Here is a 14,605-nt window from a genome sequence, read left to right as displayed (position 1 = left end):
TTTGTATAGCGATGAACAAAAAAGGAAGTGCATCGTGCATTACGACACACCTCCTCTCTTAAATTTTATTCCGATAAGCATCTAAAGCTTATCTGAGGAAAGCTATTGCTATCATTATTCTACCCATACTTTGCTGGAGTCTCCGTTATCGAATTTGACGAAGTAAACTCCCGGTTGAGCATCGAATGAAGTCAGTCCCGCCTGTACCTTCTCACGTCGGTAGAGATGGCCCATAGTGGTGAAAACATAAACTGTGGCTGGACGATCGGTTTCCACATAGATTCTCCCTTCATAAGCCCAGACTCTTGATGCCTTTCTAATGATTTCCTGATTGCCTACCGGACTGACACCCGATACGGTTATTTTTAGATTTTGGGTAACGGTAAGAATCGTTACTTCCATAACACTGTCCGAAAGCATCGTTCGCTTGATGCCGCCTTGTTCGTTCCAAATCGGGCTGTCGGTCGTAACCGTCACATATTTCAGGCTGTATCCATTTTTCGCTTTGACCGTAAACTGAAAATTCTGTTGGCTTTCTACAAAGATCAGTTGTCCCGGTCTCGGGTCAGTCTCAATCGATAGCGGTACGTTCAGTTCAATCAGGCGATTGATTCCGTGTATTTTCTCATCGCAGAAACTGAGGTAGCATTGGTTACTTACAATGCTGTCTCCACAAGGATTTTTAACCGAGACACGGAAGAAAGCTGACGAGTCTTTGGCCAGCGCATAGTAGCTGCTTTTTGTTGCTCCTTTTATCGGCAAGCCGTTTCTGTACCATTGATACTGCATGAATTTTCCGGTCGTTTTTACGCTCAACAGGTATCGCCAATTATCACATTCACGTGCATGCGATGGCAGGTCCTTGATGAACGTGGGGATTTCACGGAAGTATACTTCCATCGTATCGGAGCTGACGGTTTCAGGCACCGTATCGGTAATTTCTACGTGATATTTCCCGGGCCTACGCACAATCAGACTCGTGTCCGTCGCACCCGCGATGACATTGCCCTCATGGAACCACTGATACTTAATCTCCATTCCGCCTCCTTTGACGAAGAGCGTATCCTGCTCTTCGCAGATATACTTCATCGGATCGAGGTTGCGGATAAACCACGGGTGAATCCATATCTTAACCGGATAAGGCAGTCGTCCGCCGAAATTATGACCATTGATTATCGGTGTGAAATAATACATCAGCTCTCCGAGCTTGCTCGAATCAGTCGGGGCATGCGGCCATTTGGCTCCGGTATGCTGAAGTGTTCCGCCGTTTTTTTCGAGATACCAGCTTCCTCTGAATCCGTTGCTGAGTATTTCGATCGTATCAAGTTCACCCACATAGAGGCGTGCCGGAATCTCTTTGGCTGTAAACAATCCGATACTATCTTTACCGGTACCGACGGGTACGACGATAGGTGGGCAGTTTCCGAAAATGGCGAAAATATTGACCGAAGCGATAATGGAATCGACCGGGTTATCTTTGCGTGTATGTCCGTTAGGAGTATACTTCACCGGTATATGACAAGTGATTTCAGCTCCTACTCCTTTATTGGCTGCTGCATTGTATTCATCGATTGGCATGGGCAGTTTGACATAACGCACACCTTTGACGTCGACGCTGTCTTTAAAAATGATCTGCTCGGGCTTATCCAATCCACTCATTGAACCGGAGCCTTTATAGAAGATCGATTCACCGTCTACATTCAGTTCTTTAGGCATCTGGAGCATCAAATGGTCGGTCTGCACCATGTTATTAACAGTTCCGGTAATCTTCTTGACGGTCAGTTTCAGGGTGTCCTGTATCTGAATTTCGTTAAACGCATGAGTACCGGATACCGGAGCAATTTTGATGTCTTCGAACAGATAATTGTATGTTACGTTCGGATACAATTTGCGTGAAACAATATGGATGCCGCTTCCGGCTGCAACCGTCCCGCAGGGAGATATGCCGGCAATCTGTCCTTTATATTGTATTCCCGTAAAATCGGTATTACACTTGGCATTGAATTCCATGACCACGCTGGCTGTCCGGTCAGCATCTGTTGCTTCTGTATCAAGGTTGCCCGGAAGGATAATATCTCCTCCTTTGGCATCGGCAAGTTTAATCGAGGCGATTGTCCGTACCGCATCTTCTCCCGTCCCGAATGCTGCAACGAGTGCAGCTTCCATCACAGCAGGAACGGGAGTCAGTGTACCTACGGGGTATTCCAGCCGAGCACTTCCGGCTTTATAGATTTGTCCGGCAGGAACCGTAAAGTCTTTCATTTCGGGATTTTTGAGTGCGCCCGTTGAAGTGGCTGTCGTAAAATTCACTTTGATTGTATACGGCTCCACCGATTCGTGCTTAAAAGTATCTCTAGCTGCCGTGATGCTTCCCGCTATCGTAGCATTGGCTGAAGGCTTGATGACGAAAGAGTCAAGTGCCGAAAAATTATCGCCGTCCGGATCGAGCGGAGCATTTGTATTGGGGGCCCATGAGTTATTGAATCCGGCGCCGGTATACACCCTCACTTTATCGCCCGTACAGTCGTTAAAGTTGTACATATAACTCATTTCGAATGTTTTGGAAGCATTTCCGGGTACGTTGGCAACTTTTACCCAACGATTTCCCAATCCGGTACCGTTATAGACTGTTCCCGCGTCGGCATCTTTGAGTTTAACGTCGCTGATATCTCCTTCGAAATAAAACCACATATCCTGTATCGGATTATTTGTCTGGTTCGTTATCGTAAGAGCGGGATTTTTGACGGTCTGTCCGTAAGCCGGCACTTCGGGGACGGAAACCTCAAGCGAGTTGCCCGGTCCTGTATATTTAAAGGTCACGTCAAGCTCATCGGTATAGGTCTTTCCGGTTTTCGGATTCTTCCATGTAGAAATACGTTTCATGATACTTGCATCCCGCTTGGCCGAGGGTAACGCCTTGATCTTACCGAGTGTTGTAAGTCGCCAAAAATCGTCCGGCAATTGCCATTTGCCGCCTTGCAAGGTGCCGGAACCGTCGAAATTCAGGTCATACAGACTCTTTATGTCATAAATCATATGTCCGTCCGTCGAGCTTTCAGGGGCTAAGGTTTTATTTTCAACCGGACCGGCTCCTTTGTAATGTTGTATCGTCAGATCATCAACAATACGGTACCCTTTGGGAAGTTTGAATTCGAGCTTCTCAAGATATTCATGGAAGCGAACTTCTTTCGGAAAGTACGGTAATGGGAGTCTTCCGCTATGGAAAATATCAGTATATCCCATATGGAGATTGATTTTCGGATTGTTATCAGGAAAGGATTCCTCTTTCGTATCCTTATTCCACCAATTCAACCGGTCGAGGTTATATGTGCCGATGGGTACTGATGCTTTTTCTTTCCCTTTACGCGCGGGGTCGTTCATACTATTTAACGGATTCGCCACAGGCGTAGCGCTTACGTATAGTTCGGTGTCCATGCTGTTAGGATTGTTGGTCCCCGCTTTGACCTTAAAAGGAACTTTGATTTCGACTACCGTATTGGTTGTTAAGCCGGCCGGATAATGGTAGCGGAAGTAACCTGTATTGCCTGTTGGTCTTGCAAAGGTTACCTGACCGGCTGCCGGTGATCCGTTAAGCATGACTGTTGCATTTTGAGGATCAGGTACGACATGCGAATCGAACCGGAAACCAACGGATTTTACAGGCATATCGATGTATTTATATCCACCCGGCGCCTGGATGGTGCCTTTCCAATAGAAATAGCCTTCGTCTTCGAAGACGAAGAGGTCATGCCGTATTTCATCGTCCGGAGCGACGGAACCGTTGTCCGGCACCCTGTCGTTATTTGTATCTTTCAGTCCTTTCGTCGTTCTGCGTGAATAGAATTCATCAAGTGATATTCCTGTAACATCACACGTATGTATCGCTTCCTGAAAGACCTGGCTTATTTTTTCCAATGTCTTTGTACTCCATTTCTGGTTTGCCCAGTAATGTATTTGGGCCGTTTGATTCGTGGAACCGCCACAGGGTGCTGCTTTATATTCCACATGTAAGTAAGCGGCTCCTTGATTTGCTCGGTTTTGAACTGATACGAACGCTTGTGTGGCACCCGGAGTCACGGTTGCTTGTCCGTAAAGTGTTCCGGTGCCATCGCTGTTGCTCGTTATTTTCATACTCTGAATCGTAAGCCATACAGGGGCCTTAACGTGGAATTCTGTTACGGTCTCATTCGTAGAACCGAGTGCGATGAAAACGGTTTGTTTCTTTGTCTGTCCGCCTTTTATACTTAGGCTCGGTGGTAACTCCCGATAATGTGGAGCATTCAGATAAGCGATACGGTGAGGTTGAGACAGGGCAATGCCATCATCGCCACAAGGACTTTTGACTTGAGTGATGTTGCTCGTTATTCCATTGATGGTATTTGTTCCGTAATTATGGTACACGTCGCGGGTCGTATTATCATAAATCTCTCCGTTAATGGTGGGTGCCCAGAATGTAATCGTTTTGCCTGCCGGAACTTCCTCGGGAATGAGGATATGTATTCCGGACGGTTTCCCAAGGGCACTTGGTTTAAGATAGCCATAAATAGACGTGTTTCTTGTAGTCGTTACTACAGTAATTTCGCCGGCTGTAATCTTGCGTTTAAGGCCTCCTTCTACCTGCATGTAAATATCAGAGATGTCGAGATAATTATATGACCCGTAATTGCGGAGGTGTAATTGAATGTTCTGTGCGGCTCCACCTGTATTCCGGAAAATTGTTTTCACGACGGTGGGCGTAGTCCCGTCCATGTTGACTTGAATAGTGGTGATGGGAGCATCGGCATGGTCGACGTAATGCGTGCTAACATGTACCATGTTGGGCAGAGGAGGAGACGGAAATGCAAGCGTAACAGACGATCCCATTGAAGTTTCACAATCCGTATCGTGCGGATATTGCACATTGGCTTCGACCAGATGGGAGCCACATCCCGTAGAAGCACCTTTAAACGTAATGACTTTATCGTTCGTATTGTCGATTTTACTGCCTAATAAGGCCGGAGTAAAGGCAAACGTGTAAGTCTTCTTCCCACCTACAGTAGCTTCTGTTGGCGTAAAGGGGACACCTTTGATTTTGAATTCGGAAAGTGTCGTTACAAGGTCTGTCATAAACGTAACCTTCGCCGACGAGGCCTGATTAGCCGTATTTGTCTTGAGGTAATACGTAATGGTATTGACACTGGTTTGTGTGGGGAAGTTGATCGTTCCATCGGTCGATACGAGTGCGACACTTGGCTTGACAATATTTACCGTTACGGTCTTTTGTCCATCTGTGACATTCGTTGCTCCGGACTTGACTTGAATGTTGAAGTCTGATGCTCCGGGAGTACCACAAGCGACAGCTTTTACTTTGATATGAATTTCTACTTCCGTATTGCGGATCAATTTGTTTCCATTGGAATGGACCGCAATGGCAAGAGTTTTGCCTGTAGTTAAAGAGCCCGAAGACGTATTCGATATATTCAGCGTAGCGGAGTTCAGCACCGTTTTCGCACTGATTACTCCGAAGTCTACTTGTGGAGGCAGAACAACCTCTATGATCGCATTATTAATGTCGGCTGTCAGAGGAGTGAATCGTATCAGCAATGTCCGCTCATCTTCCAACATTACAAATGGAACTTCGTCGAGCTTCGGATAGCCCGATGTCCAATTCACTTTCTGGGCTTGTAGGGTTGCCGTAACAAACAACATACACAGGATGAAGGTTGTTCGGAGTTTTCGCTTATCGCATAAGAGGTGTCTAATTAAATAGTGTGTATTTTTACTTTTCATTTTTTTATTTGATATTTAATCTGTACTAAATGTTTTGTTTTTATTTCCTTTCAAATAGTTGTTTCTTTTCCTTAATAGAAAAACTTAGTTATCATAACTTATACCCAATTACCTTGCAAAAGTATGTCGTTTTTCTGAACGAGGCAAATATTTCTTATATAATTCTCTGAAATTGATGTTTATTCTATATTTATTGGCGCTCTGATGCGGCTTTGTTTAATTTTTAGAAGAGGTCTAAAAAGACATCTTTAGGATTAAAACCAATAGGCTCTCTATGCAAAATATAATCGTAGGCAATTTAATATAAGTTTGTTTATCAGTAAATTTTAAAACTTTTGCTTCTGTGATATGGATATTGAAAATTATCCCGTACATTTGTGCCCGAAACACAAAATTATAAAGGAATTAAATAGCATGATAATGAAAAAGCGATTACTCCTGTTCGGTTACGGTTTGGCAGGCTTGATGTTGTTTTTGGGCTGTGGGACGTCGACGGATGTACCGGGGCAGAAAACGTTCAAACAGGTTGAAGTCCCGGCAGTTTACACTGAACCGAGGCTGCGTGCCGAATATTTGGCGATGCATTATTGGGATCATTTCGACTTTGCCGATACGGTTTTCGTGGGTAGTGCTGCGTATATAACCGAGCAAGCTCTTGTCGATTTCTTTTCCATCTTTCCCTATGCTCCGTATCAGACTTCGTGCAACGGAATTAAGCGCTTACTCGATCAAGCGCAGAAAAACTGTGCTTTGTACGCTTTTTTTACCTCAAAGATGGAGCAGTATCTTTTTCATCCTGCATCTCCAATGCGTAACGAAGAGTTCTTTGTGCCCGTACTCGAACATATGGTTGGGTCAGACAGCTTGGATGCGTATCGTAAAGCGCGTCCCCGGGCCATGCTGGCGCAAGTGCAGAAAAACCGTCCCGGCATGCTGGCAGCCGATATTCGATATACGACCGAGAAAGGTTCTCAGGGCACGCTGTACGATTTGAAGACCGATTTTGTTCTCGTCTTTTTTCATGGCCTCGATTTGGGGAATGCGTCTGAAGTCAGTCGGGTGATTGACGCTTCGCAGCCGGTTAAAGAGATGATTGCGCAGAAAAAACTCACCGTTCTCTCTATATACCCCGACAGGGCCGAAGAGCAGTGGAAAAAATATTTGTCTCAGATGCCTCAAACGTGGATACACGGTTATGATAAGGAGCTTGATATCCAGCAGCAACAGACGTATGTATTGCGTGTTCTTCCGACGCTTTATCTGCTTGATAAAGAGCGTAAGGTCGTCATGAAGGATGTCGCATTCTCATACGTGGAGCTTTATCTGAACAGCCTTCTCCATGCTCCCGCACAACAAGAGACACAACCCTCTACATAATCATGAAAGAAATGAAAAAAAGTTTGCTCTATACCGGTGGCGGCGATAAGGGAACAACCTCTCTCGTAGGAGGTGTACGCGTTCCCAAGACATATCCCCGCCTTGAAGCTTACGGCACGATTGACGAGTTGAATTCGCAAATCGGGTTGTTGATTGCCGAAACGGATGATCAAGAAACGGCCGATCTGCTTCGCTTTATTCAACATAAGCTATTTACTGTGGGGTCTTACTTGGCGACCGATATGACGCAAACCGATCTGCGCATCGAAAGCAATGTGACTCCCGAGACTATCCGTCGACTTGAAGAAGCGATCGACCGTTACGATTCGCAGTTGCCGCGCATGCGCGGATTTGTTTTGCCCGGGGGAAACCGCACGTCGGCCTTGGCGCATGTGTGCCGTACGGTGTGTCGCCGTGCCGAACGACGGATTTACCGCCTCACCGAGTCGGCAACCGTCGAAGAACCCGTACTGATTTTTATGAACCGACTTTCCGACCTCCTGTTTGTTATCGGGCGGAATGAGTGTGTTCGGAAAAATAATGATGAAATTCTTTGGGATAGCGCTTGCATCTAACAAATAAACGTTTATTTTTGCCGAAAATTTCAGCCCATTTTTGGGATGGCTTTATGGGTAAGTAACTGAAAAATAGATTTTTTATGTATTGGACATTAGAATTAGCATCCAAATTGGAAGATGCACCTTGGCCTGCAACCAAAGACGAACTGATAGATTACGCTCAGCGTTCCGGTGCTCCGCTCGAAGTTATTGAGAATCTGCAAGAGATGGAAGACGAAGGCGAAATATATGAGAGCATAGAGGATCTCTGGCCGGATTATCCCAGTAAAGAAGATTTTTTCTTCAATGAAGAAGAATACTGAACCAAGAAAGAGTTGCGGGCTGTGCTTGCAGCTCTTTTTTTAATTTCATACACAATTTTACAGGCTTTTCAGAGTTATACATATCTATAGATGTAACTCTTGGGAATGAATAGCAAACGATTCTGGACAGGCATCCTTTTCTTAAGCATTTGTGCAATTGCCGCCCGGGCACAGATGGACGTATCGCTGAACCATTATTTTATGGCGATGGGAGCGTACAATCCGGCCTCGGTCGGGATGAAAAACGAGCTGAGCATAACGGCGCTTTACCGTTTGCAATGGCTTGGGCTCGATAGAGGAATGCCGCAGTCGGCATTCGTTGCGGCCGATATGCCCTTTTCGTTTGGAAAAACACGACACGGGGTGGGGGTGATGTTCTTTAGCGACGACAAAAGCACGTTGTATAAAGATGTATATACCTCGCTTCAATATGCTTATAAGCATAAGCTCGGCAAAGGAGAGCTGAGTATCGGATTGCAGGGTGGAATGCTCAGTAAATCGTATTTAGGCTCTAAGGCGGAACCTGTTCCCGAAGGAATTGATGGGAGTACCGATCATTCGTCCGAAGATGAGGCTTTGCCTAAATCCGACATTGATGCCAAAGGGCTGGATGTGGCATTAGGATTGTTTTATTCGACGGATCGATACTACATCGGCGTCGCTTCGACCCATGTGCTTGCTCCGGAAATGGAACTGGACGAAAATTTTACGTTGAAAGTCAATCGGGGATATAATTTAACAGCCGGATACAATATTAAATTGAAAAATCCGTTGATTGAGTTGCAGCCTTCCGTCTTCATGCAAACGGACTTGCAGATGTATATGGGCGATGTGACTGTCAGAGCGGTCTACAGAAACATGTTTATCGGAGGATTAGGCGTGCGTTTGGGAGACAGTTATCAGGGGCTTCGGATGAACGGCATCCTTTATTTGGGAGCGAATATCGGCAAATTTCGCGTAAGTTACGCCTATGGGTATCCGTTCTCGGCCTTGTCGAAAGTCAGTATGGGGAGTCACGAAGCCATGGCAACTTACCGGCTGACCTTGAACAAGCCCAAAGGCGGAAGGAACAGACATAAGAGTATCAGAATATTGTAAGATAAGAACAGACAATAGACAATCAGGAAGATGATGAAGAAATTAGCATTCATATCGATCGCCGTGATGTTGCTGACAACCTCGTGCGGGAAATTACTTTCGGGCGACGGCGGCGAATTGGTGGGCGTCAAGATGGCTTCGTTCAACGAGCCGAATCCTTACGGGATGGTCTTGATCAAAAGAGGTGCCTTCGAGATGGGGCCGTCGGATAAGGATAGCCTCTGGGGTTTCGATGCCGAGACGAAAGGCGTGTCATTCGAGGCCTTCTGGATGGACGAGACGGAAATTACGAATGCCAAGTATCGCCAGTTCGTGTATTGGGTGCGCGACTCGATTATCCGCACTCGTCTGGCCGATCCCGCATACGGAGGCAACGAGCTGTTTATGATTACGGAAGATAAATACGGAGAGCCGGTCACTCCGCATCTCGACTGGACACGCCCGATTCCTTGGAAACGGGCCAACGAAGACGAGCAGCGTGCCATCGAAAGTGTTTTTTATACGCATCCTGTGACGGGTGAGCGCGGTCTCGACGGGCGACAGATGAACTATAAATACGAATGGTTCGACTACACGGCCGCCGCCTTACGCCGCAACCGCCTCGATCCGGCCGAGCGCGAACGTAATACCGATATCCAACCGGACGTGAATGCCGTCGTTATGATTTCGAAAGATACGGCTTACCTCGATACGGATGGACGTCCCGTCAATCAGACGATCACACGTCCGTTGAGCAGTCTGTTCGATTTTCTGCATACACATATTATCAACATCTATCCTGATGAAACGAGCTGGGTGAACGATTTCAAGAACGCTTACAACGAACCGTATCTGAAGATGTATTTCACACATCCGGGCTACAATGATTATCCGGTGGTCGGTGTCTCGTGGGAGCAGGCGAATGCTTTCTGTGTGTGGCGAACCGAATATTACAAGAAATCGGCCAACTTGCCTCCCGGACAAGTGATTGAACCGTTCCGCTTACCTACGGAGGGCGAATGGGAATATGCAGCCCGCGCGGGCAAAAACGAAAACAAATATCCGTGGTCGACGAATGAACTCCAGAACGGTAAAGGCTGCTTTATGGCCAACTTCAAACCGGGAGACGGAAACTATACGGAAGACGGTCATCTCATTACCTCGCGCGTAGCAACGTTTGCACCGAATGAGTTCGGATTGTATGATATGGCCGGGAACGTGGCCGAATGGACTTCGTCCGTTTATACCGAATCGGGACAGAATCAGACGAGCGACCTCAATCCCGACCTGCATTATAACGCGGCGAAAGAAGATCCGTATGCGATGAAAAAGAAAGTGGTGCGGGGCGGCTCGTGGAAAGATGTGGCCCAATTTATCCGCTCCGACCGGCGTACCTTCGAATATCAGAACGAAACACGCTCCTACATCGGATTCCGTTGTGTGCGTACGCAAATCGGATTCTCGAACGCGAAAGGGAAAAACAAAAAGAAATAAACTCCAACGACAACAATACATCAGAAAGAATTATGGGAAAATATAGAAGATATAAGAACCGGATCGAAATGTTTCTTTCGTCCGAAAACGGAAAGCGGACACTGAATTTCGTGTATAGCTGGGGAGCTTCGATTGTGATCATCGGGGCTTTGTTCAAGATTCTGCACTTGCAATATGGCAACGAAATACTTACGGTGGCGATGATTACGGAAGCCATTGTGTTCTTTGTGTCCGGTTTTGAGCGTCCCGCCAACGAATATCATTGGGAAGAAGTCTTTCCGGTCTTGAAGTCGAAGAACCCGTTGGACCGCCCTGACTTCAGCAGCGGAGGCGCGGGGAACGGCGAAGGGCAGGTGATCATCGGAGGCAGTGGAGGACATTTGGGAGGCGGAACCATTGTATTGGGTGATTTGTCGGGAGCTCAGTCCGGTGTCGGCACGATGACGGGGAATGCCCGTGCGGCAGCTCAGAATGCCGAGCTCGGTATGGCGGCGATGGGATTGAACGTATCGGAAGAAGATACGAAGAGCTTGGCTAACAGCATCCAGAAATTGGGCGATGCGGCCGAGCAGATCTCCCGTATGGCCGACCTGACGGATGCGACGAAGACGTATATCGAGCAAATCTCAAGTGTTACCGCCAATTTGGAACGTTTCAATGTCGTGACCAACTCATTGAGTGAAGTCTCCGACTCGCTCGTTCATTCGTGCGAGATGATTGCCGGATCGAAGAATGAGCATTCGGAGAAACAAACCATCGGATATGTGCGGCAGATGGAGCAGTTGAACCAAAGCCTTTCGGGATTGAACGAATTTTATTCCGTGCATCTGAGCGGTCTGCGCTCGCAGATGGATACGATCCAGCAGATCAATGCCGGGTTGAGTCGTATCCGCGACATGTACGACAATTCCGTGATAGACAGCACAGCCTTCCGCAACGAGAACGAACGGATGGCACAGCTATTGGCACAACTGAATCAGGTTTACGGGCGTCTGTTACAAGCCATGACGGTCAATATGCCGGGCGGAGCGACGATGTATCCGCCTCAGCAACCTCCGTATCAGGGCGGTTATCCGCCGCAAGGCTACGCGCAACAACCTCCTTATCCCAATCAGCGATAAATAACGGAATGTTGATTGATTTGAACAACGATATAACCATTGATAAGAATGATTAAATGGCAGGAATAGCAAATAATCCCAATTCACCGCGTCAGAAGATGATCAACCTGATGTATTTGGTGTTCATCGCCATGATGGCATTAAATTATTCATCGGAGGTACTGAACGGCTTTGATTTGGTGGAAAGAGGACTGCGTGAATCCGCTACGATAGCGTCTGTACGGAACCAAAAAGCGTTGGAGACGATGGAGGCCGCCAATGCTGAGAATCCTACGAAAGTGGGCGAATGGTACCGTAAGGCGATCGATGTCAAACGACAATCGGACGAACTGGTCGACTACTTACAGAATCTTAAAATCAGGATTGTACAGGAAGCCGACGGGAAAGAAGGCGATGTCAATGAGATTGAGAATAAGGAGAACATGGATGCCTCGTCGGAAGTGATGACGGCGCCGATTGTCGGGGAAGGGAAAAAGTTGAGAGAGCGCTTGGAAACGTACCGTTCGAATGTGGTCGCTTTAGTCGACGATCCCGATTTGCGCAATATGTTGCAGCGTGCACTGAACACGAAGGTGCCGTCTAAGACGGGCGTGGAACTTCGTTCGTGGGAGTCGGTCATGTTTGAGAATATCCCTGTGGCAGCAGCCGTTACGATCTTGACGAAATATCAGAATGATATCCGTTATGTAGAAGGCGAAGTGCTGACGGACATCGCGAAAAGCGTCGATGTGGGCGATTATCGTGTGAACAAGATTGTGGCACAAGTCGTGCCCAAGAGTCAGATCGTGATGAGCGGAACCCCTTATGAGGCGAGCATCGTACTGTCGGCCGTCGATTCGACGCAGCGTCCGCAGCTCTTTATCGGTCCCAGAGGCAGTGAAAAAGAGGTGAGCGGTTACGAAGGACTTTACACGGTCGCAACGGGTTCGACCGGAACGTTCCCCATTCAAGGTTATCTGAAGGTACCGGGCAAAGACCCGTACTACTTCAACAGCGAATATTCCGTATCGGCTAAAAGTGCGACGGTCGCATCGGCGCTGATGCGTGTGCTGTATGCTGGACGGGTACGCGAGAACGAGATCGATATTGCCGTGCCCGGTGTGGCCAGCGGCGATGTGACGGCTACCATGACCAACGGACAGATTCGTACGGAGAACGGAAAAAGATATGCCGTGCCGAATATGAACGCCAAGGAAGCCGTGATTTCCGTAACGGCGCGTATCGGAGGCGTGCAGACCAAGATCGGTGATTATTCCTTCAAGGTGCGTCAATTGCCCAAGGCGCAACCGTACATTTTATATACGGACGCCAACGGGGTGACGAAGAAGTTTACCGGAGGCCGTATTTCGAAACGTGCCCTCGTGGAAGCAGCCGGTATTATGTCGGCTATCGACGACGGAATCCTCGACATCGAATGCCGCGTGAAGAATTTTACGCTGACGTATTCCGACTCGATGGGAAACTCGCTGATCGAGGTGTCGCAGAACAACTCGTTCACCGACCGTCAGAAGAGTTATATCCGCAACTTGCAGCGCGGAAAACAGTTTTATATCAAGTCGGTTTCCGTTACTCCCGAAGGAGTGGAGCAAGACCCGGTCGTTTTCGATGTAATCATTCAATAAATTGTAGAGCATAACAAGTAAAGATAAGAGATGAAACGGATTGTTTTTTTTACGGTTATAATAAGTGTGCTGACGTTCTTTTCGGGCGTCATGCTGCAAGCGCAGGATGGGGGCAATACGCGTCGTACACCGCAGATGAGCCGGGGCGGCGATCGTAACCGGCAGAACCAGAACGAAAGCGGCTTGCCGGAGCTTACCGTACGTGCGCAGCATCTTAACGAGCAACTGACGCAGAATATCGGCAACGCGCGATGGATGCGTGTCATATACCGCGAACTGAACATGCTCGAAGAGAAAAACGCGCCGCTCTACTATCCGGTGAATCCGAGGAACGGTTCGATGAATCTCTTCTCGACGATATTCCAACTCGTTAGCGAAGGGAAACTGTCGGCTTATGAATACCTTGACGGCTACGAAGCGTTCGACGAGGATCATCTCGTCGATTTTAAATCCGTTCTCGACCGCTTCTCGATTATGTATGAGACAGTACCGGGACGTGACGGGCGGCAACGTTTCGTAATCAATGAGAGCGATATCCCTTCGGGCGAAGTCAAGGCTTTCTATGTAAAGGAAGCATGGTATTTCGACCAGAACAATTCCGTATACGACGTCAAAACATTAGCCATCAGTCCGATTATCTTCTACGAAGGCGATATGGGCACGGAACGTTCACCGATGTTTTGGGTGCTCTACGAAGAAGTGCGTCCTTATGTGTCGAACACGTATATCATGACGTCGAACACGAACAATGCGAAGACGTTTACGATCGATGATTATTTCCGTCGCCGGATGTTCGACGGTAAGATTATCAAGACCGAGAATCTGCTGAATATTCCGCTGCAAGCTTATTGTCCTACGCCCGACTCGCTGGAACGCGAGCAAAAGAAAATCGAAGGCGAACTGGTCGCGTTCAATAAAGCGTTGTGGTTTCAACCCGATACGACCACGCAGGCAAAGGCGGCAACCGGTAAGAAAAAAGCCGGAAAAGTGGGACGCCGGTCGTCTGTAAAGGAGAAAGCGACTAACGAGAAGGAAAAAGAAACGAAAACGACAAAAGCACCGAAGCAAAAGGTGGCCAAGGCGCCTAAGACAAAAGCAGAAAAGCCGGCTGCAACACGCAGCGTGCGGCGAAGAAGATAAGGAACAACTTCCCCATCATCTTTCCGCACGAATATCGATTACAATCAATTTGCGGGAGATAAATCACAATGGTGATTTGTTACAATCAATTTGCGGGAAATAAATCACACCTGTGATTTGTTATA

9 protein-coding genes are annotated in these 14,605 nt (G+C 47.5%); 8 read left to right on the top strand and 1 reads right to left on the bottom strand.

The features are described 5' to 3' along the window. Window positions 1-114: 114 nt before the first annotated feature. The gene (locus Q4A89_RS10250; RefSeq protein ID WP_303185337.1) at window positions 115-5,769 is read right to left on the bottom strand and encodes a hypothetical protein; all 5,655 of its coding nucleotides are present in this window, start codon (window positions 5,767-5,769) and stop codon (window positions 115-117) included. A 420-nt stretch (window positions 5,770-6,189) separates the two neighbouring features. On the opposite strand from Q4A89_RS10250, the gene Q4A89_RS10245 reads away from it, so the two are divergent. From Q4A89_RS10245 to gldN, 8 genes are all read left to right on the top strand, one after another. Further along, complete coding sequence (locus Q4A89_RS10245; RefSeq protein ID WP_303185335.1) at window positions 6,190-7,146, top strand: DUF5106 domain-containing protein; 957 nt, start codon at window positions 6,190-6,192, stop codon at window positions 7,144-7,146. Window positions 7,147-7,157: 11 nt separating this feature from the next. Beyond that, entirely contained in the window at window positions 7,158-7,721 is a 564-nt protein-coding gene (locus Q4A89_RS10240; RefSeq protein ID WP_303185334.1) for a cob(I)yrinic acid a,c-diamide adenosyltransferase, read from the top strand. A gap of 83 nt (window positions 7,722-7,804) precedes the next feature. Beyond that, window positions 7,805-8,026, top strand: a complete 222-nt coding sequence (locus Q4A89_RS10235) for a DUF2795 domain-containing protein (protein WP_014224689.1) — start codon at window positions 7,805-7,807, stop codon at window positions 8,024-8,026. Window positions 8,027-8,131: 105 nt separating this feature from the next. Next, window positions 8,132-9,124, top strand: coding sequence for a PorP/SprF family type IX secretion system membrane protein (locus Q4A89_RS10230; protein WP_303185331.1), 993 nt, complete (start codon window positions 8,132-8,134; stop codon window positions 9,122-9,124). A gap of 33 nt (window positions 9,125-9,157) precedes the next feature. Further along, complete coding sequence (locus tag Q4A89_RS10225) at window positions 9,158-10,597, top strand: SUMF1/EgtB/PvdO family nonheme iron enzyme (RefSeq protein WP_303185339.1); 1,440 nt, start codon at window positions 9,158-9,160, stop codon at window positions 10,595-10,597. A 32-nt stretch (window positions 10,598-10,629) separates the two neighbouring features. Then, entirely contained in the window at window positions 10,630-11,718 is a 1,089-nt protein-coding gene (gene gldL / locus Q4A89_RS10220) for a gliding motility protein GldL (protein ID WP_303185329.1), read from the top strand. Window positions 11,719-11,774: 56 nt separating this feature from the next. Further along, a complete protein-coding gene (gene gldM / locus Q4A89_RS10215) occupies window positions 11,775-13,340 on the top strand; it encodes a gliding motility protein GldM (protein WP_303185327.1) in 1,566 nt (521 codons plus the stop codon). 30 nt (window positions 13,341-13,370) lie between these two features. Beyond that, window positions 13,371-14,480, top strand: a complete 1,110-nt coding sequence (gene gldN / locus Q4A89_RS10210) for a gliding motility protein GldN (RefSeq protein ID WP_303185325.1) — start codon at window positions 13,371-13,373, stop codon at window positions 14,478-14,480. The last annotated feature ends 125 nt before the right edge of the window (window positions 14,481-14,605 follow it).

The organism is Tannerella sp. (genome assembly GCF_030528505.1).
Classification (GTDB): domain Bacteria; phylum Bacteroidota; class Bacteroidia; order Bacteroidales; family Tannerellaceae; genus Tannerella.
This window is presented reverse-complemented; position numbering and strand designations above follow the sequence as displayed.